Genomic DNA, 22,911 nt, shown 5'->3' on the forward strand with positions numbered 1-22,911 from the left:
ATTTAGACTTCCGTGTTCCTGCGATATTTCATCATTCTTCCGTCCGCTGACTGTCTCTAAAAGTCCTTAATTTTCGGATACTGTTAATGTCCTAAATGCATAGACAGCGGGCACTTTTTCGGAGGCGCTGCAGTTTAGCACATGAGCAATATTTCATAAGTTGCACTATCTAATGATATTGAACAGGTATTTTCCATTTCCGCTTTCTCCTGTTAGGCAGAGGCTTCTGTGGATAACCAAGTACCATGCCTGCTAATGGCCGAAAGTTATCTGGCAAGTTTAGCTGCTCTAACAAATTGTTATCTAACGTGAATGCGTATAAAGCCCCCGTGATACAAACACTGCCAATCCCCATATCAGTAGCAACTAAAGTCATATTCTCGATTATACAGCCAGCATTAATGTACTCTAAATTTAGCTGCGGTATTTTATTGCCTTCACCTAATTGAAAAGGTTGATACTCTTTTCCTGAGATTATTACGCAGGCAGGGGCTTTATATAAAGGATCTATGAAAGATTTTCCCAGATAAATGCCTACTGTCTTACCAATTTTTCTAAGCAGCGTTGTATCCTGAATTACTGTAATCATCATGCTGTCGTAATTTTTAGAAGCAATCGGAGCCATTTCACCTGCTTCCAATATTTTATTCAACTCATCAGTCTTTATTTGTTCTGGACAAAACCGACGGATTGAGCCTCTTTTTATAATTGTATCAAATATATCCATCTCTGCTATCCTCCTGAATGGAAGAATGCCGGGTGCCGTAACCCTTCCCGGCACTCTTTACTATAAATTGATTAAACCGTTTAGTGCCTCGAAAATACCAGATTGAATATGAGGCCAGATTTCATTTCCAAACATATCCGCCATATTGTCATCTATTTCAGCAACCATTCTATATAAAATGTATGAGACTGGAAATGAAAATATAGACCTGTAATTATAGATTTTGCAAAAGGTATTTTACTTAAATGATCTGCATCACAGGATGGAAGGGCATATTTTAGCCTAGAATACGTTAAGAGGCATATATGACAAAATATAAATATCAGCAGGGGCATGGGAGCCAATAGACTGGTCTCATGCCCTGGCTTTTTGCATATAGGGGACAGGATTTTACTGGTAAAAGTAGTTTTATTGATTTAGGATTGCATGTAATGCCTCGATAAATCTTTCATTTTCCTCATGTGTCCTGACGGCTATGCGGCAATATTCTGACCCTAAGCCATAGAAGCATGAGCAGTCCCGCGTTTTGATTCCCCTATCTAAAAGTCTTTTTCGTAAGTTTTTATAGGTTGACCGAAATAGCAGGTAATTTCCATAGGATGGCCATACGGTAATGTCCAGTGCAAGCAATCGTGAAAACAGCCAATCTCGTTCATCGGACAAAAACCTATAAGTCTTTTGCATATAGCATTTATCCATAAGCGCACATAACCCTGCGAATTGAGCCGGAACTGAAACACTGTAACTCTGTCCCTGTGTTTTCATTTTTTCAAGTAATGCATGATTACCGGAAATACAAAATCCAAGCCGGAATCCTGCTAAAGAATAAGTTTTAGTGAAAGCATCAATCACAATAATATTCGAGGACAGTGCTGCCTTTTGTTTTAGGGTATATTGCTCCCATTCCCGCACGAACTCTAAAAAACATTCATCTATAACCAGAAGTATATTTTCTTTCCAGCATTTTTCGATAATTTCCCCCATAAGCGGTTCACAGACAAGATTACCAGTAGGATTATTCGGATTGCAAAGGAACAGGATATCCAAATCGTTGGTTATTACTGACAAAACATTTTGGTCCAGCTTAAATTGATTGATAGGACTTAATTGGTAATGGTACACGCTGCAGCCGATTAACTCCAGTGCGCGGCTGTACTCCTCAAAAGTGGGTTCTATAATAAGTGCCTTATGGGGGTTCAGGGCAAAGACCAGGCGATAAAGTAACTCATCCGCCCCATTTCCACAAAGAAGGCAGTTAGAGGATATTTTATATTTTTCTGCCAAAGCGGCAGACAGTGTACTGCAATCGGAATCCGGGTAGAAACCAACAGCATTAATTACGTTTGATATATTTTGGCGGATGGTGTCTGGTATGCCCAATGCATTTGTATTCACTGAGAAATCGAGATAATTGTTATCTATATGTTCAGTAATAGAAAACCATGAATTTTCTTCTTGCTTCATCGTACACTTCCTGTCTTTATTTTTCTATAAGAGAAATACGGTTTACTGGTTAAATGATAAATTCCTCCCGTTGAATAACCGTCTGGTTTTCCTTTATAAGCGTTTGAATGATCTGCATGCCGCTTTCCAGCTCTGTCATGGTCCGGGGGGAACAGGTAGCCAGCCGGATGGCAGAAAACTGTGAGGTATTCCCCACCGCGAACCGGTCTGAACACAATACCTTAACGCCGTGGTTTCTTGCCTGGACTTCAAAATTATAGCCGTTGCAGCCTGCGGGGAGAGGAAGCCACTGAAAGAAGCTGTACGGATTCACTGGCGGCTGATCGGGGAAGTATCTGGCGTACAGGCGGTTGCGTTCCTCTGACAGCATACATTTCTTGTTGATGATCTCCCTTGCGGCCCCGCCCGCAATCAGCTCACTTGCTATCTCTGCATTGAGCAGCGGGATTTTCAGGTTGATATTATTGGCTGTATTCAAAAAGGTTTTCTGAAACCGGTGCGGGAACACCAGATAAGCAATCCGCAGTCCGGCGGACAGGGATTTTGAAATTCCGTGCAGATAAATGGTGTGCGCCGGTATCATCGCAGCCATAGGGGAAACCTGATCGTCCGCAATAAAACCGTAGGTATCATCTTCAATCAGAACCATATCCTGACTGCTGATAATCTGGCTGATTGCTTTCCGGCGCTCTAACGGCATTGTGATCCCTGTGGGGTTGGTACATGATGGCATTAAATAAATTCCTTTTATCTCATGCAGCTTCCTTTGTTTTTCAAGCGCGTCTGGCAGCATACCCTGTCCGTCGGCTTCAATCGGTATCAATTGGATATTAAGCTGCTTTGCAAGGGTTATGAAATTGGAATAAGTATAAGTGTCGGTTGCAATTTTATCCCCGGCCCGAAACAGGGAGAGAAGTGCAATCGCCAGCGCGTTCTGTGTCCCGGAAGTTAAGATAATATCCTCCATAGCGGCGGTAATCTGAAATTCTGTAAGCCATTTCTGCGCAATCTGTTTATGATGATGTGTCCCAAGGGTAAAACTGAACTCAAACAGCTTATCCGACTTCGGGCCTTGCAGGATTGCCCGTGCGGTATCGGCCACAATGGAATTGAACTGATAATAGGGCTTGATGGCGCCAAGGTCTATATACTCCGCTTCCTCCTGCGTATCTGGACTCGGCAGAGCCGCATTGGGAGAAACATACGTCCCGCTCCCGACCGCCGCATAAATTAACCCTTTTGTTTCACACAGCTTAAAGGCGCGGGTAATGGTACTTAAATTCACGTCCAGAAAATCCGCTAATTCCCGCTGCGGCGGCAGCTTTGTGTTGGGCGGAAGCCTCCCGCTCAATATGTCCTGTTCCAAAAGCTCCGAAAGGGAAATATACATCGGAAACTTTAACAGGGCCTTGCTCGGCTTCCATGTCAGCGGATAATCTTCAAATGAGTTTACAGGCATGTCGCACCTCCTTAAAACATTGTCTTGCATACAATTCTATTCTTGAAACCGTACAAAGTCAATGCTACTGTTATAATTGTTATGATTATATGCAGTACAGGAGGTAAGTACATGGAAAAAGCAATCAGGGAACAGCTTCTTTATCTATTGGAGAACAACAGTAAACTTACGGAACATGAAATTGCAATTATGCTGGAAATTCCAAAAGAAGAAGTCCACAGGGAAATAGCTAGTTTGGAAAAAGCGCATGTGATCTGCGGCTACCATACACTGATTGACTGGAACAAAATCAATGACGATGATGTGACAGCCTTAGTGGAACTGCGTGTTACGCCCCAGGGCGGTGAGGGCTACCAAAAGCTGGCTGAAAAAATCAACGGCTATCCGCAGGTGGTGACGCTGTACTTAATGTCCGGGGCCTATGATTTTCTTGTCATGGTAAGGGGAAAAACCTTGAAAGAAATATCCCTTTTCGTATCGGGGAAGCTGGCCTCCATTGAGGAAGTGCAGAGTACCACAACCCATTTCACACTGACGAAATATAAAGAGCTGGGTGTGAGCTTTGAGGTAAAGCAGACGGACGGAAGAATGGTGGTGACACCATGAGGGAAAAGCTGTCACAAAAAGTATTGAACCTGAAATCTTCCGGCATACGGGCTTTTTTTGATATGGCGAATGAAATTCCCGATGTGATTTCGCTGGGTGTTGGGGAACCGGATTTTGATACGCCGTGGCATATCCGCGAGGCCGGTATCCAGGCGTTGCAGTCCGGCAAGACCTTTTACACGTCCAATGCCGGGCTGCAGGAGCTTAGAAAAGCAATCAGTGGTTATACACAGCGAAAAACAGGAATTACCTATAATCCTGAAAATCAGATTATTGTGACCGTTGGCGGCAGCGAGGCGATTGATCTTGCTCTGCGGGCGCTGCTTAATGCCGGTGATGAAGTGATTTATCTCGAACCCGGTTTTGTATCATACAATCCATGTATCAAATTGGCCGATGGTGTTCCTGTCCCAATCCGGCTTACGGAAGAAAACAGATTCCGTCTGAAGCCGGAGCAGTTGGAAGCGGCGGTTACTCCCAAAAGCAAGGTGCTGATCCTGTCATACCCCAACAATCCAACCGGCGCCGTGATGGAAAAAGAGGATTTGGAAGCTCTGTTGCCCATCATTCAGAAACATGATTTGATTATCCTGTCCGATGAAATATACGGCGGGCTTATCTATGGTGTGAAACATTGCAGTATCGCAGGACTGCCCGGCATGGAAGAACGAACCGTGATCATCAATGGTTTTTCCAAGAGCTTTGCCATGACCGGCTGGCGGCTGGGGTATGCGCTGGGAAATAAAGAGATTATTGAGCAGATGGTAAAAATCCATCAGTTTGCGGTAATGTGCGCGCCCACCATCAGCCAGTATGCGGCCATCGAAGCGATGGAACAGGGGGACGAGGATATAGAGGCCATGCGTGAATCCTATGATCAGAGAAGAAAATTTCTCTACCATGAGCTTAGGCGTCTGGGCCTGCCCTGCTTTGAACCACAGGGAGCATTTTATATGTTCCCCAATATCCGGGGATTTGGTCTGTCCAGCGGGGAATTTGCGTTGAAGCTACTGAAAGAGGAAAAAGTGGCCGTTGTCCCCGGAGATTCGTTCGGTGACTGTGGGGAGGGCTTTGTACGGATTTCCTATGCCGCTTCCCTGCCAGACTTAAAAGAAGCCATTATCCGGATTTCCTGTTTCCTGTCCCGTCACAGGGCATAGAAAGGCGGCAGCTTATGAAGCTATGGGAAAAGAACATTCGCAGGGTGCTTCCCTATATACCGGGCGAGCAGCCACGCCACGCGGACATCATCAAGCTAAACACGAACGAAAATCCATACCCGCCCTCTCCCCGCGTAGGTGAAGCAATGGAACAATTCCAGACAGGGGAACTCCGTCTATATCCCGATCCGGATTCTGGAATACTGGTGGAAGCCCTTGCGGATTTTTATGGAATAGACCGAAGCCGGGTATTTGTCGGCGTAGGCTCTGACGATGTGCTGGCCGTGTCATTCCTGACCTTTTTCAATTCCAGGAAACCGGTGTTGTTCCCGGATATTACTTATTCCTTTTATGACGTGTGGGCGCGTCTGTTTCAGATACCATTCCTGCAGATACCGTTAGATGGTGAATTTCAGATTAGAAAAGACGATTATTTCCGGGAAAATGGAGGCGTGATTTTTCCCAATCCCAACTCCCCTACCGGCATATTGATGGGGCTATCGGAGATAGAGGATATCATACGGCACAATCAGGACGTGGTGGTAATCGTGGACGAAGCCTATATAGATTTCGGCGGCATATCTGCGTTTCCGTTGTTAGACAAATACGATAACCTGTTGATTATCCAGACCTTTTCAAAATCCCGCGCCCTTGCTGGCCTGCGTGTCGGCTATGCGTTCGGAAGCCCGCTGCTTATAAAGTATCTGAATGATGTCAGGAACTCATTCAATTCTTATACCATGAACCGCCTGACGCAGATACTCGGCGCTGCGGCAGTCCGGGACAGAGCATACTTTGAACAGACAAATGCCTTGATTATCGCAACCAGAGAGCGCATGAAACAGGAGTTGAAACAGTTGGGATTTCGCTTTCAGGATTCCAAGAGCAATTTCCTGTTCATAACACACCCTGTCATAAAGGCCGATGTGATTTATGAAAATCTGCGGGCCGCTGGAATTTATGTACGCCACTTTTCCAAGCCGGAGCGGATTTCTGATTATCTCCGTGTTGCGATAGGGACGGATCGGGAAATGGACTGCCTGATCATACAGTTAAAGAGAATTTTAAAACAACATAGTGACTTACACGGAAATACAGGAGAATGCCGATGAAAGATTTAACACAGGGAAGCGAGCTGAAAACCATTTTTTACTTTTCCCTGCCAATACTGGTGGGGAACTTGTTTCAGCAGCTTTATAACGTGGCCGACAGCGTGATTGTCGGAAACTTTTTAGGGAAAGAAAGCCTTGCCGCGGTGGGGTTCAGCTATCAGATTAATTTTCTGCTGATTGCACTGTCCACGGGAATTTCACTGGGAGCAAGCGTCCTAATCTCCCGTTACTTTGGGGCCAGAGATATGCGGCAGGTGAAAAAGGTGGTTGATACCGGATTCCTGTTTTCGGCGGTGCTATCTCTAATCATAGCGGTTGCCGGAGCCTGCTTCTCCTATCAGATATTGGTGCTGTTCCGGGTTCCTGAAAATCTGCTGACGATTGCAGATACTTACTTAAAAATTATATTTATCGGCGTGGTTCCCACGTTCGCATACAATTCCCTGACGAATATCCTAAGAGGGGTCGGGGATTCCAAAACGCCGACATATATTTTGATTGCGGCAACGCTTATCAATATCGTGCTGGATATTTTCTTTATTACCGCCCTGAAATGGGGCGTGGCCGGGGCCGCGATTGCAACCGTGGCCGCACAGACGTTTTCATTCATTACCTGTATGCTCTACATGCGGCGGCGCTATCCTGATTTGTTTATCCGCCTTTGGGATTTACAGTTAGACCGCCGCGAACTCAAAAAAAGTTTGGTAATCGGGACACCCGCCATGCTGCAGCAGGTATTTGTAAGCGTTGGCTTTATGTCCATACAGTTTTTAATCAATGGCTTTGGAACGGACTGTATGGCCGCGTATGCCGCAGCCTCTAAGGTGGATTCCTTTGCGGAAATGCCCGCTCTGAATCTGGGGCAGGCCATGACGAATTTCACCGCGCAGAATTACGGGGCCGGTAAGATTGACCGGGTAATTAAAGGCGGTAAATCGGCGCTGGTTATGGGAATCAGCATTTCCGTCCTTATTTCTGTTGTGATTTGTCTGTTCCCGTCCATCTTCATATCCCTGTTCAACCGCGATCCCGGTGTTGTCCAGATCGGGAACGGCTACCTGCGGACGGTTTCTGTATTTTACCTGATTTTTGCAGCTATGCAGATATTGAACGGCTTGCTGCTGGGCTATGGCAAAGCGCTGGTTCCTATGATTGCTTCGATTGGCTCCCTTTGTCTGTTACAGGTTCCCACGGCGATTGTGTTGTCCGGCACAGCGTTAGCCTATCGCGGTATCTGGATTGCCGCCCCCGTGGGCTGGATCGGCGGCCTGCTGATCCGGTTCCTGTATTTCAGGCATATTGCAAGGAAGCAGGCGGCAGCTCAAACGGAATGATAAGATTATATACAAATGGAGGTTCCGAAATGGAAAAGAGAATCACATTGAAACAAATTGCTATGGTTGGCGTTATGGCTGCGGCGGTCTATGTGGCTTCCGCGTTTCTGCAAATACCAATTCCCACCGCCATTGATAACACGCGCCTGCACATGGGAAATGTCATGTGCCTGCTGTCCGGCCTGCTCTTAGGGCCGATACAGGGCGGACTTGCGGCGGGGACCGGCTCCATGTTCTTTGACCTGACGAATCCGGCCTATATCACGTCTGCGCCGTTCACCTTTGCCTTCAAGTTTCTTATGGCATGGATTTGCGGTATGTTTGCATTTCGTAAAAAAAGCGGGTTAAGCTCACACAAACGGTATATCATTGGTTCCGTATTGGGCGCGTTTGCTTATGTTCTTCTATACCTCTCCAAGAGTTATATTGAACACCGTTTTGTTTTGGGCCTGCCGTTGGAGGCCGTGATGATAACTCTCACACAGAAAGCCGTTGTGTCCAGCGTCAACGCGGTTATATCGGTTGTCGTGGCTGTTCCGCTGGGGATTGCCCTGCGGCCTGCCATAAGAAAATATTTGCAGTAAGCCTATGGAACTAGATATGACTTCGGGGAAGCCCCTGGACACACTGTTAAAATTCTCCCTACCGCTGCTGGCGGGGAGTGTCATACAAAACCTTTACAATATTTTTGATACGGCCATTGTCGGGCATGTGCTGGGGAAATACGCGCTGGCGGCTGTGGGAAATTCCTATGTTCCGACGCTTATCATCAACAGTATCATTTTAGGGATTGCCTCCGGCATTTCTATCCTTACCGCACAGCTATATGGTTCCAAGGATAAAGAGCAGATTCAGAACTGTTACGGTTCCGTACAAATGTTGATTGTGGCCGTAGGCGTGGGGCTGGCCGTGCTGTTTTTTGCGCTGGCCGATTGGATTTTTACCGCTATGCGGATTCCTGCGGAAATCATTGGTTCAGCGGCCCTTCATTTACGGATTGCAGCGGCTGGGATTCCGTTTCTGGCAATCTACAATTTTTATTCGGCTCTGCTCAAGGCAAAAGGGGATTCCAGAACACCGATTAAGTGTATCGGTTTGTCCTGCGTCCTTAATATCCTGCTCGACTAGTTGTTTGTAGCCTGCTTCGGCTGGGGAATTGCCGGGGCCGCGTCAGCGACTGTTCTTTCACAGGCTCTGGCTGCTTCCCTGACCGTCCTGTATCTGTATCGGCAGGAACGCCCCGTTCTAAGGGCCGTCCCAAACACGGAACGGGTTTTTCAGATATTACAGCTTAGTATCACGGGGATCGTCCAGAACGGAGCTTCCGCCATCAGTATGTTTTTTATACAGGGCATTATCAATACCTTTGGCGTAAATGAAATATCGGCCTATACGTCGGCTTATAAAATCGAAAGTATCCTGACAATCCCTGCTGTGAATTTAGGCGTGGCGTTGAGTGTATACGTCGGGCAGAATGTAGGGGCCGGAGAATATGGGCGCACCCGGCAAGGGCTAAAGGACAGCTTTAAGATTGCGGCGGTGTTTACCGCGCTTACCATTGTTATTCTTTGGTTCGCCTCGCCGTTACTCATGCTTCTGGTGGTGGGAAATGAAACGGCAGTCATACCGATAGGGGTCCAGTACCTGCGTATTATCTCCCTGACGTTTCCCCTGTGCGTAAGCCTCTATCTGCTGACAAATTTTCTGCGTGGAGCTGGGGAGATTGCTTATCCGCTGTTCAATACGCTGCTGGAACTCTGTTTCCGCACAATTTCAGCTTTTGTATTGGCGCAGTATTTTGGCTTTGTGGGGGTTCTGCTGTGCAGGCCGCTGAGCTTTGTGGTGAGTACCATAAGCCTTACAAAACGATATCTGGCTGGAAAGTGGCGTCCTTAAAATCTCAAAACCAGGAGGTGTTTAGGTTGAAAGAAAAAAATTAAAAAAGCCGTAACTTAACAAAAGCACCAGTAAATTGCCGCCAAAAAGGAACTATGGAACAAAGGGTATCAGGCCATAGCAGGAGGTGTGATTATATAGCCTCGTTTCTCTAAACGTTTGATTGCATTTCTGTCATACTGTTCCTGAAATTTCTGGTACATTTCTTCAGGAATAGCTGAATAATCCATATCAGCAGGATTAAATACTTCCTGCTTTTGGAACATGTGGTAAATGCAGGTCAGCACCATGCGTGCAATGGCGATGATTGCTCGTTTGTGACCACGACGTTTTTTAATACGGTCATATTTGTATTTGAAGTAAGGATTGTTACTTTTGATGGCAGCATTTGCACATTGAACCAGCAAAGGCTTTAAGTAGACCCCGGCTCTTGAAACATGAACGCTTTTCTTTTTACCGGCGCTCTCGTTATTCTCAGGAGTCAGCCCAGCCCATGAGCATAAACGCTTTGAGGATTTGAATACCGCCATGTCCACCCCGATTTCAGCGATGATAAAGGTTGCAGACTGCTCTGTAATGCCAGGAATTGTAGTAGCCAATTCGATAAAATTATGGTAAGGTTTAGCCAGGTCGGAAATCGTTTCTTCAAGAGTGGAGACGCACTCATTGATTTCATCGAAATGCTTTCTGCAGACCTTAATCTTAACGGATTGGTCACGGCGCAGTTCATAACCGATTATGGAGCTTACAACATCATCAGCCTTGTCCTTTGCTTTTTTAAGAAACAGGGATTTACAGTATTCCGGATCAAATACCTCGCAGGTCAGGATATAGTCAACGATGGCGGTCGCTGATTTTCCGAAAGTATCTGAGAGGACGGAGGCAAGTGCAATGTTGGAAACCGTAAGTGCATTTTGTAACCGGTTTTTCTCACTGCTGCGGTGGCCAATCAGTTTCTGGCGGTATCGGAACAATTCCCGAAGCATACGGATTTCCTTACAAGGGATATAGCTGGAAGGAACAATATCAAACTTAAACAGGTCAGCAATCCATGCGGAGTCTTTGTCATCGGTTTTTTGTCCTTTGATAGCCCTGACATACTTGGGGTTGGCAACGACAACGTGGCAGGAACCCTCCAGGATATTAAAAATTGGAATCCAGTATTTACCAGTGGATTCGAGACAGACCTCAGTGCAGTTGAAAGAAAGAAGCCATTTTTCTAAAGCTTTAAGGTCAGAGTTGAAAGTGGCGAAGCGCTTTTTGACATAAGATGTAACGCCTCTGTAGTCCGTTAGAGCAATGGTAGCGACCACAAATTTTTTGTGAACGTCCATGCCACAGCAGACAAAGTGTTTGATAGATAACATAAAACAGCCCTCCTGAATAAAATAGACAGACATTGACTGGCTGACCAGCAAAGAAAGACCTAAGGAATTGCTTTGACAATGATTAGGTTGCGAGCTCAAGGCGTCACTGGTTTGTGCTTGAAAAGACAGCCGACACATGTTTTTATGCGGACTTGATCCCAAATGGAGGAAACGATTCTACTTCCTCCTCCGTGCTCCGTAGTGTATCTGTCTGAGGCGAGTTTAACATCAAAAATAAAATAGCGGAAGCACAAACTTGCTATTTCATAACTGGTTTGTGCCTAAGCGAAGCGAAAGGAATGAGAGTTTTTATGAAAAGTATGAAGGCTATACCGTTGTAATGAAAGGCTTTGTCTACCGTGATCCGGACATCCAAAAAAAGTGCGATTTTGCCCTGGTCCGGCTGTCCATGTGGTGTTGTGCCGCGGATTTAAGCCCAATCGGCTTTCTGGTAGACAGTGACAGTGAAGTGACATTCAAGGATGACGACTGGGTGACGGTAACGGGTACATTTGGAATCAGTGAAGACGGAGAGTCCCTGATTTTAAAGGCCCAGAGCATTGAGGCGGCCGAGAAGCCTGAAGAAGAATATGTTTATCCATATTTTTAATTGCAAAATAGGACTATGCGGCTTTAAGCAGGCTTCCAAGGGATGCCTCGCCGGTCCGGCTGCAAAACCGCTACCTGATTACCGGCCGTCCTCATGGATATCTGAGCAAATATGGAATGTCCAGTTCGGATGAAAGAAATAAGTCCCGATATGAGGAATTTGCCGGTAAATATGGAATTTATGGAGTATTTGAGCTGCCAGAAGGAGCCGTGTACCGGCACCACGACGAGCAATGGAAAAAAACTTCTTTCCGGTTTTCATACGCAGGCATATGAGCATTTAATATTTACAACCATGAACGGTCATCAATCAAATGGATTTTATTTTATTGGGAAAAAACAATCATAAAAAAGTGGAAATACGATGGCCTGTCTATCTGACATAGCTGTGATTGCTGTATAAAGCTGTACCAATGAAACTCATCGTCCATGCATTATACGGGGAGATATTAAAATTAACAGTGCTTCATATTCAATAATATCTCCCCAGTCAAAAGAGTAAAAAACTTTGCTTCAAGAAAAAATATTTACAATCCAACGGCCCGAAGAGCCTGGTCTAAGTCGCTTATAATGTCACCTGGTTCTTCAAGCCCAACGCTGAAGCGGATAAATCCCTTTCGGAATTTTTTCGGGTATAGATCAATACGCTCATCATAGCTTGGCTGCGGAAAAATCAGACTTTCATCGTGACCGAGAGATACTGCAAAAGTGATCACTTTCAGCTTTGCACAGAACCGTTCCACCGTCTTATCATCTGTATTGATACCGAATGAAATCACACCGCCGTAACCGTTTTTCATCTGTCTTTTTGCCAATTCATGACCGGGATTACTGGGCAGACCCGGATACGATACAAATGTGATATTTTCTCTCTGTTCAAGCCATTCGGCTATTTTCTGGGAAGAATCGTTGATTCTCTGCATACGAAGCGGGAAAGTGACCGAGCCACGGAAAATCTGCCATGCATTAAATGGGCTGATGACGGAGCCTACATTAACCTGCGCCTCATAGCGGATGCGGTCCATCGTCTCCAGATTGTTGGAAAGGATTGCTCCCCCTTGGGCATCACCATGACCGTTGATAAATTTCGTGAGGGCGTCCACCACAAAATCGGCTCCCAGTTCCAGGGGGTGTTGATTCAGCGGGGAAGCAAAGGTGTTATCAACTGACAGTAGCGCACCATTTTCATGCGCGATTTTTGCAATGGCTTCTATATCTGTTATGCCGACAGTAGGATTATCCGGCGTTTCAATATGGACAAGCCTTGTTCCGGGAGTGATTGCCTTTTTTACTGCTTCAAGATCAGTCATATCTGCCATAACTGTATCCACATTGAATTTTTTGTTGAACAGTTCATGAAACATTCGATAGACGGCCATATAGCTCACATTCGGGTAGACTACGCGGTCCCCGGATTTCAGCAATGTCCAGAACAGGGCATGAAGCGCGCCTACGCCGCTTGCCAGAACAATGGCGTCATCTGCGCCATACAAGGCCGCAATCTTTTCCTCCAGCCAATGCTGATTCGGATTGCCATTTCTGGCATACATCAATAAGTCGGTGGAAGAGTAGTTTACCTGTGAGAGATCATCCGGCAGCTTATAGCTGTTTGCCATATGGAGCGGGCGGCGGACCGCGCCGGTTCCCTCATCGTAGTCCGTGCCGGTATGGACGGCCTGGGTTGTGATATCATAGTCCTTGAATTTATTTTCCTTCTTTGCCATTTTAAATGCCTCCTAAATCACTTTCATTTCTATCAGCTTGTTGTACAAAATATCCGCAAGTGCCGAGTGTCCTTCCTCCGTCAGATGTTCATCATCAATGCTGCTTGCGGCTGCATAGTCTGATGCTGCAATGAAGGCCGTTCCTTTTGCAGAGGCGATTTTTCTGTATTCTTCTTTCAGTTGTTTGCAAACCAGCACGGAAGTCTGATCAAATTTCGGATCTTTCTCCGGCTTCCAGACATTCTCTCCAAGGAGAAGAGGGGACACCAATAAAATCCTGTCTGCTGGAATTACTTTTAGCAATTCGTCCAGGCAAAGCGCAATCCCTTTTCCAATCACATGGGCAGGAGCGCGATACAATATTTTGCAGTCATTTGTTCCGAGCATGATGATTGCCGCATCCAGGGGATTATGGGTTTCCAGCAGGACAGGAAGCATATCGAGCCCTTTTCTTCCGGGGCGCAGTTCATCCTCAAAAATGGTGGTTCTTCCGCATAGACCTTCTTCTATTATGCGGGTGTTATTACATCGTTCTTTTTCCTGCAGGATACTTGTCCAGCGCACTCCCCATGGATACCGTTCATGAGTGCCGGGAATCAGTCCCCAGGTATTGGAATCGCCAAAGACCAGTATATTCTTCATCGTTATTTTGTCTTTCCGCCTTCAACAACCAGGCTGTCTTCGTAGTCTAAACCATAGGTATCAACCAGTGTTGCTTCGTAATCTTTGTGGAAGAACTGTTCCTCGCCAAGGGATTTGATTTCCTCATTCAGCCAGTCCAGAAGCGTGCTGTTCCCTTTGGAAACTGCAGGTGCAATACTGTCCTGACTGCCCAGAGATGGAATTCCCACAGTGTAGCCGGCGTTCTGTAATGAAAAGGCAATAACCTCAGTGTTGTCATTGGCCCACGCGACACCGTTCCCATTTTCCAGGGCATTCTTTGCGGTTGCGTAAGAATCATACTTCTGCAGCGGGATGTCAGGGTAGTTTTCAATCAGATAGGTTTCTGCAGTTGTGCCGGAAATGACAATGATCGGATCCTCCGCATTCCAGTTATCCAGGCTTTCAATTACATGGCTGTCTGGAGAAACGACTCCCAGTGCAACATTCATATATGGAAGCGCGAAATCTACTTCTTCTGCACGCTGAGGTGTTACTGTGAAGTTTGCAAGAATGATATCTGCTTTACCAGTCTGCAGATATTCGATGCGGTTGGCCGCTTCGGTGGATACATAGTTGATTTTCACACCGAGATCTTCACCGATGCGGTTGGCGAAGTATACATCATAGCCCTGATACTCTCCATTTTCATCTACATAGCCGAACGGGTTCTTGTCAGAGAAAACGCCGATGTTAATGGTGCCGCTCTCCTTAATTTCATCCAAAGTACGGTAAACAACCTTCTGGGTTTTCTCACTGTCGGCTGTCACGCTGCTATTTGAAGAATCTCCTGAACCGCAGGCAGCCAGAGAAAGCGTCAGCGACAGAGTAAGTACAATGGTTACAAGCTTACGAATTTTTTTCATAATAATCTCCATTCCGGGCATCGCCCTATATCAATTTCATGTTGAACCTTTCCGCTCAAAGGTAAATGTCTGTAAAAACTTTTTCGCCCGGTCAGTTTTCGGTGCGTCGAAAAACTGCTCCGGTGTCCCTTCCTCTTTGATATCTCCATCATCCAGAAAGATGATCCTGTCAGCCACGGCCTTTGCAAACTGCATTTCATGAGTCACGATTATCATCGTCCGTCCCTGGTCTGCAAGATTTAGGATAACCTCCAATACTTCCCTTACCATCTCCGGGTCAAGCGCCGCAGTCACCTCATCAAACAGCAGGATTTCAGGGTGCATACATAATGCCCGGACAATCGCAGCCCGTTGTTTCTGTCCGCCGGATAACTGCCGTGGAAAACTTTTCGCTTTTTCTGCAAGGCCAACACGGGACAGAAGGGCAAGGGCTTCCTTTTTTACCTCGTCCTTTGTCCTTTTCTGCACTTTGGTCGGTGCCAGCAGGATATTATCCAGCACGGTCAGGTGCGGGAACAGCTCATAGCTCTGGAACACCATACCGATTTTCTGGCGAATCCCGGTTAAGTTTCTGCTTTGCTTCGAGATGAGTTCCCCATGGAGCCGGATCTCACCGCTCTGGGTATCCTCCAGGGCATTGATACACCGCAGCAGTGTACTCTTTCCGCAGCCGCTGGAGCCGACAATCACAACAACTTCGCCCTCGCGAATCTGCAGGCTTATATCATTCAGAACTGTAGAATTGTCAAACTGTTTTGTCAGATGCTCTATGGTTAAAACCGATTCCGACATCTCCTCACCTCCATCGTTTCTCAAGGTATTTCGCCAAAAGGCTGATTGGCCAGCAGGCAATGAAATACAGGAAGAATACCGTTAAATAAATTCCGAATGCGGCATTGGGACTGCCCATCCGGTTTGCCTCTATAATCTGCTGGGCAACCTTCAGTACCTCCACGACGCCGATCATCAGGATCAGGCTTGTGGTTTTAATCATTCTTGTGATGAGGTTGATTGACAGTGGAATTAACCTCCGCACGGCCTGCGGCAGAACAATGTACTGATAGCTCTGGATTCTTGTCAGCCCCAGCGCCTCGGCACTTTCATACTGGTGCATGGGAATACTGATCAGGGAACCCCGGACCAGATCACTCATTTCCGCTGTTCCCCAGACTGTGAATACAATCACAGATGAAAGCTCCCCGGATAAATCCCAGCCAAAGGCTCTCGTGGTGCCGAAATAGACGAGGAACAGTAACACCATCTGCGGCATAATCCGGACAAATTCCAGATAACATCGCAGGATCGCCCGGCAGATTGGATTTTTCCATGTCATGAGGATGCCCAGAATAAATCCCAACGGGATACTGATAGCGACGGAAATCATGCTGATTTTGAGTGCCGCGTCTAATCCGCCAAGGATGCGGGCAAGATTTTTCCCTTTCAGCAGTACCTCAAGACCCAAATCCGGCATAGCGTGACCTCCTTTCCAGGAGGCTTCCTAAAACGGAAACAGGAAGCAATATGATAAGATAGAATACTACTAATAGGAAAAGGCTCTCCGCAGTTTTGTAATACAGTCCAATCAGATCCTTTGCGGTAAACATTAAATCCATAAGGCTTATGGCAGAGAATACGCTGGTTTCTTTCAGCAGAAAAATCACATTCGCCATAAATGCTGGGACGCTGATGGAAAATGCCTGCGGTAAAATTACATAAGAGAAAGTCTGCAGTTTACTTAGCCCGAGACTATATGCGCTTTCCTCCTGGATTGGCGCAACCGCCTCAATCCCACTGCGAAATGCTTCTGACATATAGCTTCCACCGAGGAAAGCCAGACCCGCAACACCACATGCAGTGGCATCTGTCTGAATACCAATTTTGGGCAGGCCATAATAGATGAAAAACAGCTGCACCATAAGAGGGGTGTTCCGGCTGATTTCAATGTACGCAGATACAATCCTGCGGATGACCGGAAGCTTATAATACTGAATGATGGTACATAGTAACCCAATCATGATGGCGGCCGCTATCCCCATAAACCCGATTTTTACTGTCAGTACCGCTGCTTTTTGGTACAACGGCAAATATTTCCCGATAATTTCCCAGTTCAAGCCAGCCGCCTCCTTCTATCTCAATTTCATTCATTTCACTTATTATAATGAAGCAAACCCATTCTCCAGGTCCGCGATAATGTCATCAATATGCTCTGTGCCGATGGACAGGCGGATGGTGTTCGGCTTAATGCCCTGATCCAGCAATTCTTCCCCGGAGAGTTGGGAATGGGTTGTACTGGCCGGATGGATTACGAGGCTCTTTACGTCGGCTACATTGGCAAGCAGGGAGAAGATTTTCAGATTGTCAATAAACCTCCAGGCTTCTTCCTGTCCGCCCTTAATCTCAAAGGTGAAGATGCTGGCTCCTCCGTTCGGAAAATACTTCTCATACAATGCGTGGTCGGGATGATCCGGCAGGCTGGGATGATTCACCTTTTCCACTTGTGGATGCTTAGACAGATATTCCACCACTTTCTTCGTGTTTTCTGCATGACGTTCCAGGCGCAGGGAAAGGGTTTCCACGCCCTGGAGAAGCAGAAATGCGTTAAAGGGGGAAAGCGTTGCACCTGTATCGCGCAGAAGAATGGCACGGATATAGGTGACGAAGGCCGCCGGGCCTGCCGCATCCACAAAAGAGACACCGTGATAGCTGGGATTGGGTTTTGCGATAGGAGCATATTTACCGCTGGCTTTCCAGTCAAATTTGCCGGAATCCACGATGATACCGCCCAGGGTAGTGCCATGGCCGCCGATGAACTTGGTGGCGGAGTGGACTACGATATCCGCGCCGTGTTCAATCGGGCGGATGAGGTATGGAGTGCCAAAGGTGTTATCAATCACAAGCGGCAGACCGTGTGCATGGGCAATCTCTGCAATTGTATCAATGTCCGGGATATCGCTGTTTGGGTTTCCCAGCGTTTCCAGGTAGACAGCTTTGGTATTTGGCTGTATGGCGGCAGTCAGTTCTTCAAGGTTATGGGCATCCACAAAGGTTGTGGTGACTCCGTATTGGGGAAGCGTGTGTGCCAATAGATTGTAGCTGCCGCCATAGATTGTTTTCTGTGCTACAATGTGATCCCCGGCTTGTGCCAGAGCCTGAATGGTATAGGTGATTGCGGCAGCACCAGATGCGGTTGCCAGTGCAGCAGCGCCACCTTCAAGCGCGGCAAGCCGTTTTTCCAGTACGTCCTGTGTCGAGTTTGTCAGGCGTCCATAAATATTGCCGGCATCTGCAAGCCCAAAGCGTGCTGCGGCGTGTGCGGAATCATGGAACACATAAGAGGTAGTCTGGTAAATGGGAACTGCTCTGGAACCGGTGGCTGGATCGGCCTGCTCCTGTCCAACGTGAAGCTGCAGGGTTTCAAATTTATATTCGTTTTTATATTCACTCATTTTTGTAATCTCCTTTGGATTCATATTTCTCGGTTCAATCGGCTGCTGTTCCTGTTCCGGTTTCGGCAAATAAAAAACCGGAAGCTCATCACAAGCTCCCGGGCAAATGGCATACGATATGCTGACAGATTAATCAAGCATTGTATTGAGGCAGTCAGCTATGCTGCTATCTGTGCATAACCGCACCCCAGCCATATAATATGCCCGGGAGTTTTGCATTCGACAACACATGACAGTATTAACTTTGAGGGTATATAATCCGGTCATTGCTTTCGCCTCCTTTCCTGATGATCAGCTCAAAACTGATGCGCTTATAGTATCACCAATCACCTACTATGTCAATAGGTGATTTGGAAATTTTTTGAATATCATTGATTTACCTATTCACCCTGCGGTATAATAGGCATAAATCACAGAAAGGACGGTGCATGGTATGATTTCAACAAAAGGACGCTATGCTCTTCGTGTCATGATAGATCTGGCGGAACATGGTGGCGAAGGATATATTCCTTTGAAAGAAGTGGCGGACCGGCAGGGAATCTCTAAAAAATACCTGGAGATCATTGTGAAAGAACTTGTCAAAGGAAAGATGCTGCTCGGTCTTGGAGGTCGCGGCGGCGGGTATAAGCTTTGCCGTAAGCCGGAAGAATATCCAGTAGGCGAGATATTGGAATTAATGGAAGGCTCGCTTGCTACCGTTGCATGTCTTTCTAAGGATGCCGAGCCTTGCAGCAGGGCCTCCATATGTAAGACCCTTCCCTTATGGGCAGGGTTTGACAAAATGGTGCATGACTATTTTTATGGAAAAACGCTGGCTGATTTACTATAAAAATAGTGTACGGCTGAATTTAATAAGATTGTCAAATCAGCTTTTCGGTAAACAGCGAGTAGCTAATTTTTAGCGAGACTTCCATGCCTTATGATACTGTTTTGTGCATATAAGACTCTGTGTATCTCCGTGGGCAAGGAATATATATGTTTTAATATCGTCCGGAATTTGTAAAATAAAAGTGTAACTGTACAAATTCCGGCAAGACCCCAGTTATCATTTTTCATTCCATTTCTATTTTCTTTTTCCTTTCACAAGATCTAAGCAATCCGATGTTCATTTTTGTAAACGTTACAATTATTTTGAACAATCCTGTTGACATATCCTGGTGTCTGTGCTACTATTTTTTTGCGTTCAAATATACGATAAAAAGCATATTATTGAACAAAAATGTGCAGATATGGGAGTGGTAGATTATGAAGGATTCTCATTGCAGTAAGAAGTGGAAGTCTGAATTCACATTCATAGCATTTGTAACACCTGCTTTTATGTTTCTAATTCTGTTCTGGCTGTTTCCTATCGTGGAATCCATTGGGATTAGCTTTACGGACTGGGATTACATGACCGCAGGATTTCATGTAACAGGATTGGCTAATTATACTTCCCTTATAAAAGATAAGGCTTTTTGGGATGCACTTACACACACACTTTTGTTTGCACTGGAGACAGTGATTCCTGTCTTAGTTCTGGGGCTTCTTCTGGCAGTCCTTATATGGTCTGCGGGAAAGCACACGATTTACTCTCTTATTATTTTTTCTCCATGGATAACACCAGCCGTGGCTGTATCGATTGTGTGGACCTGGATATTTGAACCGGACTCTGGATTGGCAAATCAGCTTCTGCACCTGCTTGGACTTCCGGGATCTGCCTGGCTCCACAGTTCTAATACAGCGTTAGCCAGCGTAGCTTTGGTAACCGTCTGGAAGAATCTGGGATATGTCATGCTCCTTTTTACAGGCGCCTTATCCCGGATACCATCAGAACTTCATGAAGCTGCGTCTGCTGATGGTGCAGGAAGTATGCAGCGCTTCCTACATATTACCTTGCCTCTTTTACGGCCGGCTATTTTAGTGACAGGAATTATTATGACAGCAGATTCCCTGCGCGCCTACGACCAGATACAAATCCTGACTCAGGGCGGTCCCGCAGGAAGCACCCGGACCCTGCTATATCTATATTATCAACTGGGATTTGAACAATTTGACATGGGACGGGCGGCAGCAGCGGTAGTAATCCTTATGATTATTGGTCTGAGCCTGGCGTTGCTCCAGATTAGACTGAAAAGCAAGGAGGCTTAATCATGAAGTATATCCCTCGTACCCTTCATATCGTCCGGTCCGGTGTTGTCCATCTTATATTAGGAGGTGCATGCTGCTTTACTGCTTTTCCCTTCTTATGGATGGCTGTCAGCTCCCTCAAAACAAAAGAAGAGGTTATGGCGGTGGATACCTTCCTTCCATCAGATTCACAATACCAAAATTACAGCGAGATTTTATTTCACTCTCCAATTCCGCGCTATTTGGCAAACAGCCTGCTGGTAGCAGTCAGTGTTGTGATAATCCAGGTTATATGCTGCGCTCTTTTTACATATGCCGTGACTTTTATGAAGGCGAAAGGAAAGAATCTTCTATTTCGGCTGGTTCTGTTCACTTATATGGTGCCTACCGCCGTAACCTACATCCCATGCTATATGATACTATCCAGGTTAGGACTTTTAGACAGCTATGGGGGGCTTATTCTTTCCAATGGCGTCAGTGTGTTCGGTATCTTCCTGCTTCACCAGGCATTCGCAGGAGTTCCTTCGGAGACCATGGAGGCGGCCCGGATGGACGGTGCCGGCCATTTCATGATTCTTACAAGAATCATTGTTCCTATGACCCGGCCCTCCTTTGTCACATTTATCCTTCTTTCTTTTATTAATACCTATAATAGTTATATGTGGCCGTCTCTGATAACCGATTCTCCGGAGCTGAGCCTGGTATCACAGGGACTGCGGCGTTTTCTCTATGAGGGAGGTGCCTATGGGACCCAGTGGTCCCTGGTAATGGCAGCAGGCACGGTAACTGTCGTGCCGTTACTGATTTTATTTGCCGGTACTTGGCGCCTGATTGTTCAGGGCATTACTGACTTTGGCTGTAAAGGTTAATGAAAACAATTCAATCATAAATCACAAAACAGGAGGAACATAAAATGAAGCTAAAACGCCCCTTAATCAATCATTGCCGGACATCAATATTCAAAAAAGCTTTCCGGACAGGAACAAGCGCTGCCGTTTTACTGGCAGTCAGCCTTTCGCTTTTGACAGGCTGCGGGGGGAAAGCGCCTGATGATACTGTCACAGCCGATGGCAAAGTCCAGGTTACATTCTGGTATTCCGGCGGTAAGACCGCAGCAGGAGTCATGGAGGACATCATAGAAGATTTCAATCAGTCCCAATCCGAGTACACGGTAATCGGGGTTCAGCAAGCTGATTATGATGAGACATACACCAAACTGCAGGCTGGAATCGCAGGGAAAAATGCTGCTGATATTGCACTTCTGGATTCTGATAAAACCAGAAACCTTGCAAAGAAGGAGCTGTTAGCGCCTTTGGACCAATATATAGAACAGGACTCCTCCTTTAATAAAGAAGATTTGATTCCTGTATTCTATCGCCAATGCCTTGGTGACGATGGCATCCTGTATGCCATGCCGGCTTATGGAACCACACAGGTTATGTACTATAACAGGGATTTGTTTGAAAAGGCAGGTATCCAGCCTGATACGATTAAGACCTGGGAAGATTTAGCAAAAGTCTCAGCCCTTATCCAACAAAATACGGGCGCTAATGGATGGGAACCTATGTGGGGAGAAGACAATCTGATTGACATGGCCCTCAGCAACGGTGGTGCAATGATCAGTGATGACGGCCGTACCGTGCTCATCAATACGGAACCATGGGTTGAAACATGGGAAGCGGCCCGCAGATGGATTCATGAGGATAAGAATATGTCAATACACTATGGGGGCCAGGGCTGGGAATATTGGTATGATACCATGGATGACGTACTTCAGGACAAAGCAGGCGGATATACCGGTTCCTCGGGCGATCAGGCGGATCTGGATTTTACTAAGGTGGGAGCCATGGAACAGCCTGGGTTCGGGGATAATCCTTCAGCGCCGGTTGCAAGAGTATTACAGATGGTGATGGTGGAAACAGGAAAAGATAAAACAAAGGACGGCGCATACCAGTTTATGAAATATTTTGCAGATGCATCCCAGCAGGCAAGATGGTCCATGGCAACCGGTTATATACCAGTCCGTGAAACCACATTGGATATCCCGGAATATCAGTCCTATACCGCTGAAAATCCCCATGCCCTTGTTCCTTTATCTCAGGCCATGCATGCGTCCCCGGATCCTATTGATCCTACCGGCGGAAAAATTTTTGATGCTCTGGCCATTGCAGCAGATAAAGTGGAAATTGAAAATGTTCCGGCAGCCGATGCCCTCAAGGAGGCCGCAGAAACCGCGCAGGCAGCTCTGGATGTAATCAATCAAAAATAATTGTAAGTGACAAATACAGATAACCTACTTGTTTCGGACAGGTGAATATCCAAGATGACAAGGTATAATTGGCATTTTAGTCCATACAAAAGAGGGTATAAGAATA

At 46.3% G+C, this 22,911-nt stretch carries 24 protein-coding genes; 13 read left to right on the forward strand and 11 right to left on the reverse strand.

Annotation, left to right across the window (positions count from 1 at the left end; all coding sequences use genetic code 11):
• Positions 1-169: 169 nt before the first annotated feature.
• From LK536_RS53370 to LK536_RS53380, 3 genes are all read right to left on the reverse strand, one after another.
• Positions 170-727, reverse strand: a complete 558-nt coding sequence (locus LK536_RS53370; protein WP_227796978.1) for a nitroreductase family protein — start codon at positions 725-727, stop codon at positions 170-172.
• A gap of 408 nt (positions 728-1,135) precedes the next feature.
• A complete protein-coding gene (locus tag LK536_RS53375) occupies positions 1,136-2,191 on the reverse strand; it encodes a pyridoxal phosphate-dependent aminotransferase (RefSeq protein WP_227796977.1) in 1,056 nt (351 codons plus the stop codon).
• A 49-nt stretch (positions 2,192-2,240) separates the two neighbouring features.
• Positions 2,241-3,650, reverse strand: coding sequence for an aminotransferase-like domain-containing protein (locus LK536_RS53380; RefSeq protein WP_227796976.1), 1,410 nt, complete (start codon positions 3,648-3,650; stop codon positions 2,241-2,243).
• Positions 3,651-3,761: 111 nt separating this feature from the next.
• Between LK536_RS53380 and LK536_RS53385 the strand changes: the two genes are divergently transcribed.
• From LK536_RS53385 to LK536_RS53415, 7 genes are read left to right on the forward strand one after another with little or no spacing between them, the layout of a single operon-like run.
• Positions 3,762-4,256: an Lrp/AsnC family transcriptional regulator gene (locus LK536_RS53385; RefSeq protein ID WP_227796975.1), complete on the forward strand. Its 495-nt coding sequence runs from the start codon at positions 3,762-3,764 to the stop codon at positions 4,254-4,256.
• A complete protein-coding gene (locus LK536_RS53390; RefSeq protein ID WP_227796974.1) occupies positions 4,253-5,416 on the forward strand; it encodes a pyridoxal phosphate-dependent aminotransferase in 1,164 nt (387 codons plus the stop codon). The genes LK536_RS53385 and LK536_RS53390 overlap by 4 nt, the downstream gene beginning before the upstream one ends.
• A gap of 14 nt (positions 5,417-5,430) precedes the next feature.
• Positions 5,431-6,528 carry a histidinol-phosphate transaminase gene (hisC, locus tag LK536_RS53395; protein WP_227796973.1) on the forward strand — a complete coding sequence of 366 codons (1,098 nt, stop codon included), beginning with the start codon at positions 5,431-5,433 and terminating at the stop codon, positions 6,526-6,528.
• Entirely contained in the window at positions 6,525-7,862 is a 1,338-nt protein-coding gene (locus tag LK536_RS53400) for an MATE family efflux transporter (RefSeq protein WP_227796972.1), read from the forward strand. The genes hisC and LK536_RS53400 overlap by 4 nt, the downstream gene beginning before the upstream one ends.
• A gap of 29 nt (positions 7,863-7,891) precedes the next feature.
• Positions 7,892-8,446, forward strand: a complete 555-nt coding sequence (locus tag LK536_RS53405) for an ECF transporter S component (protein ID WP_227796971.1) — start codon at positions 7,892-7,894, stop codon at positions 8,444-8,446.
• A 4-nt stretch (positions 8,447-8,450) separates the two neighbouring features.
• Positions 8,451-8,990 carry an MATE family efflux transporter gene (locus tag LK536_RS53410; RefSeq protein ID WP_227796970.1) on the forward strand — a complete coding sequence of 180 codons (540 nt, stop codon included), beginning with the start codon at positions 8,451-8,453 and terminating at the stop codon, positions 8,988-8,990.
• On the forward strand, positions 8,991-9,758 hold the full coding sequence (locus tag LK536_RS53415) for an MATE family efflux transporter (RefSeq protein WP_227796969.1): 768 nt from the start codon (positions 8,991-8,993) through the stop codon (positions 9,756-9,758).
• Positions 9,759-9,868: 110 nt separating this feature from the next.
• On the opposite strand, the gene LK536_RS53420 is transcribed toward LK536_RS53415, so the two are convergent.
• The gene (locus tag LK536_RS53420; RefSeq protein ID WP_227796968.1) at positions 9,869-11,125 is read right to left on the reverse strand and encodes an IS110 family RNA-guided transposase; all 1,257 of its coding nucleotides are present in this window, start codon (positions 11,123-11,125) and stop codon (positions 9,869-9,871) included.
• 277 nt (positions 11,126-11,402) lie between these two features.
• Between LK536_RS53420 and LK536_RS53425 the strand changes: the two genes are divergently transcribed.
• Positions 11,403-11,735 (forward strand): TIGR03943 family putative permease subunit, encoded by a 333-nt coding sequence (locus tag LK536_RS53425; RefSeq protein ID WP_506092233.1) that lies wholly within the window; start codon positions 11,403-11,405, stop codon positions 11,733-11,735.
• 77 nt (positions 11,736-11,812) lie between these two features.
• Positions 11,813-12,010, forward strand: a complete 198-nt coding sequence (locus LK536_RS53430; protein ID WP_506092235.1) for a hypothetical protein — start codon at positions 11,813-11,815, stop codon at positions 12,008-12,010.
• A gap of 251 nt (positions 12,011-12,261) precedes the next feature.
• On the opposite strand, the gene LK536_RS53435 is transcribed toward LK536_RS53430, so the two are convergent.
• The 7 genes from LK536_RS53435 to LK536_RS53465 are packed head-to-tail and all read right to left on the reverse strand — an operon-like array spanning position 12,262 to position 18,430.
• Complete coding sequence (locus LK536_RS53435; protein ID WP_227796967.1) at positions 12,262-13,458, reverse strand: trans-sulfuration enzyme family protein; 1,197 nt, start codon at positions 13,456-13,458, stop codon at positions 12,262-12,264.
• Positions 13,459-13,470: 12 nt separating this feature from the next.
• A complete protein-coding gene (locus LK536_RS53440) occupies positions 13,471-14,100 on the reverse strand; it encodes a GDSL-type esterase/lipase family protein (RefSeq protein ID WP_227796966.1) in 630 nt (209 codons plus the stop codon).
• Between the two features lie 2 nt (positions 14,101-14,102).
• A complete protein-coding gene (locus LK536_RS53445) occupies positions 14,103-14,984 on the reverse strand; it encodes a transporter substrate-binding domain-containing protein (protein WP_227796965.1) in 882 nt (293 codons plus the stop codon).
• Between the two features lie 36 nt (positions 14,985-15,020).
• Positions 15,021-15,776, reverse strand: coding sequence for an amino acid ABC transporter ATP-binding protein (locus tag LK536_RS53450; protein WP_227796964.1), 756 nt, complete (start codon positions 15,774-15,776; stop codon positions 15,021-15,023).
• Positions 15,777-15,780: 4 nt separating this feature from the next.
• Entirely contained in the window at positions 15,781-16,455 is a 675-nt protein-coding gene (locus LK536_RS53455; protein WP_227796963.1) for an amino acid ABC transporter permease, read from the reverse strand.
• Positions 16,436-17,095, reverse strand: a complete 660-nt coding sequence (locus LK536_RS53460; RefSeq protein WP_227796962.1) for an amino acid ABC transporter permease — start codon at positions 17,093-17,095, stop codon at positions 16,436-16,438. The genes LK536_RS53455 and LK536_RS53460 overlap by 20 nt, the downstream gene beginning before the upstream one ends.
• A gap of 42 nt (positions 17,096-17,137) precedes the next feature.
• Positions 17,138-18,430 carry an O-acetylhomoserine aminocarboxypropyltransferase/cysteine synthase family protein gene (locus LK536_RS53465; protein WP_227796961.1) on the reverse strand — a complete coding sequence of 431 codons (1,293 nt, stop codon included), beginning with the start codon at positions 18,428-18,430 and terminating at the stop codon, positions 17,138-17,140.
• Between the two features lie 433 nt (positions 18,431-18,863).
• Here LK536_RS53465 and LK536_RS53470 point away from each other — a divergent pair, with 433 nt between their 5' ends.
• The 4 genes from LK536_RS53470 (at position 18,864) to LK536_RS53485 (ending at position 22,805) form a co-directional block, all read left to right on the forward strand.
• Complete coding sequence (locus LK536_RS53470; protein WP_227796960.1) at positions 18,864-19,259, forward strand: RrF2 family transcriptional regulator; 396 nt, start codon at positions 18,864-18,866, stop codon at positions 19,257-19,259.
• Between the two features lie 416 nt (positions 19,260-19,675).
• Positions 19,676-20,557: a carbohydrate ABC transporter permease gene (locus LK536_RS53475; RefSeq protein ID WP_227796959.1), complete on the forward strand. Its 882-nt coding sequence runs from the start codon at positions 19,676-19,678 to the stop codon at positions 20,555-20,557.
• Positions 20,558-20,694: 137 nt separating this feature from the next.
• Entirely contained in the window at positions 20,695-21,405 is a 711-nt protein-coding gene (locus tag LK536_RS53480) for a carbohydrate ABC transporter permease (RefSeq protein ID WP_227797019.1), read from the forward strand.
• Positions 21,406-21,449: 44 nt separating this feature from the next.
• Positions 21,450-22,805 carry an ABC transporter substrate-binding protein gene (locus LK536_RS53485; RefSeq protein WP_227796958.1) on the forward strand — a complete coding sequence of 452 codons (1,356 nt, stop codon included), beginning with the start codon at positions 21,450-21,452 and terminating at the stop codon, positions 22,803-22,805.
• Positions 22,806-22,911: the final 106 nt, after the last annotated feature.

The sequence above is a fragment of the Clostridium pacaense genome, assembly GCF_020709765.2.
GTDB lineage: Bacteria > Bacillota > Clostridia > Lachnospirales > Lachnospiraceae > Enterocloster > Enterocloster hominis.

What these genes read in the sequence shown, in the direction of transcription:
- LK536_RS53470 (WP_227796960.1), top strand. Translation starts at nt 18,864, where the DNA reads ATGATTTCAACAAAAGGACGCTATGCTCTTCGTGTCATGATAGATCTG.
- LK536_RS53485 (WP_227796958.1), top strand. Translation starts at nt 21,450, where the DNA reads ATGAAGCTAAAACGCCCCTTAATCAATCATTGCCGGACATCAATATTC.
- LK536_RS53440 (WP_227796966.1), bottom strand. Translation starts at nt 14,100, where the DNA reads ATGAAGAATATACTGGTCTTTGGCGATTCCAATACCTGGGGACTGATT.
- LK536_RS53385 (WP_227796975.1), top strand. Translation starts at nt 3,762, where the DNA reads ATGGAAAAAGCAATCAGGGAACAGCTTCTTTATCTATTGGAGAACAAC.
- LK536_RS53400 (WP_227796972.1), top strand. Translation starts at nt 6,525, where the DNA reads ATGAAAGATTTAACACAGGGAAGCGAGCTGAAAACCATTTTTTACTTT.
- LK536_RS53380 (WP_227796976.1), bottom strand. Translation starts at nt 3,650, where the DNA reads ATGCCTGTAAACTCATTTGAAGATTATCCGCTGACATGGAAGCCGAGC.
- LK536_RS53410 (WP_227796970.1), top strand. Translation starts at nt 8,451, where the DNA reads ATGGAACTAGATATGACTTCGGGGAAGCCCCTGGACACACTGTTAAAA.
- hisC (WP_227796973.1), top strand. Translation starts at nt 5,431, where the DNA reads ATGAAGCTATGGGAAAAGAACATTCGCAGGGTGCTTCCCTATATACCG.
- LK536_RS53435 (WP_227796967.1), bottom strand. Translation starts at nt 13,458, where the DNA reads ATGGCAAAGAAGGAAAATAAATTCAAGGACTATGATATCACAACCCAG.
- LK536_RS53405 (WP_227796971.1), top strand. Translation starts at nt 7,892, where the DNA reads ATGGAAAAGAGAATCACATTGAAACAAATTGCTATGGTTGGCGTTATG.
- LK536_RS53475 (WP_227796959.1), top strand. Translation starts at nt 19,676, where the DNA reads ATGAAGGATTCTCATTGCAGTAAGAAGTGGAAGTCTGAATTCACATTC.
- LK536_RS53420 (WP_227796968.1), bottom strand. Translation starts at nt 11,125, where the DNA reads ATGTTATCTATCAAACACTTTGTCTGCTGTGGCATGGACGTTCACAAA.
- LK536_RS53455 (WP_227796963.1), bottom strand. Translation starts at nt 16,455, where the DNA reads ATGCCGGATTTGGGTCTTGAGGTACTGCTGAAAGGGAAAAATCTTGCC.
- LK536_RS53390 (WP_227796974.1), top strand. Translation starts at nt 4,253, where the DNA reads ATGAGGGAAAAGCTGTCACAAAAAGTATTGAACCTGAAATCTTCCGGC.
- LK536_RS53450 (WP_227796964.1), bottom strand. Translation starts at nt 15,776, where the DNA reads ATGTCGGAATCGGTTTTAACCATAGAGCATCTGACAAAACAGTTTGAC.
- LK536_RS53480 (WP_227797019.1), top strand. Translation starts at nt 20,695, where the DNA reads ATGGCGGTGGATACCTTCCTTCCATCAGATTCACAATACCAAAATTAC.
- LK536_RS53465 (WP_227796961.1), bottom strand. Translation starts at nt 18,430, where the DNA reads ATGAGTGAATATAAAAACGAATATAAATTTGAAACCCTGCAGCTTCAC.
- LK536_RS53375 (WP_227796977.1), bottom strand. Translation starts at nt 2,191, where the DNA reads ATGAAGCAAGAAGAAAATTCATGGTTTTCTATTACTGAACATATAGAT.
- LK536_RS53370 (WP_227796978.1), bottom strand. Translation starts at nt 727, where the DNA reads ATGGATATATTTGATACAATTATAAAAAGAGGCTCAATCCGTCGGTTT.
- LK536_RS53445 (WP_227796965.1), bottom strand. Translation starts at nt 14,984, where the DNA reads ATGAAAAAAATTCGTAAGCTTGTAACCATTGTACTTACTCTGTCGCTG.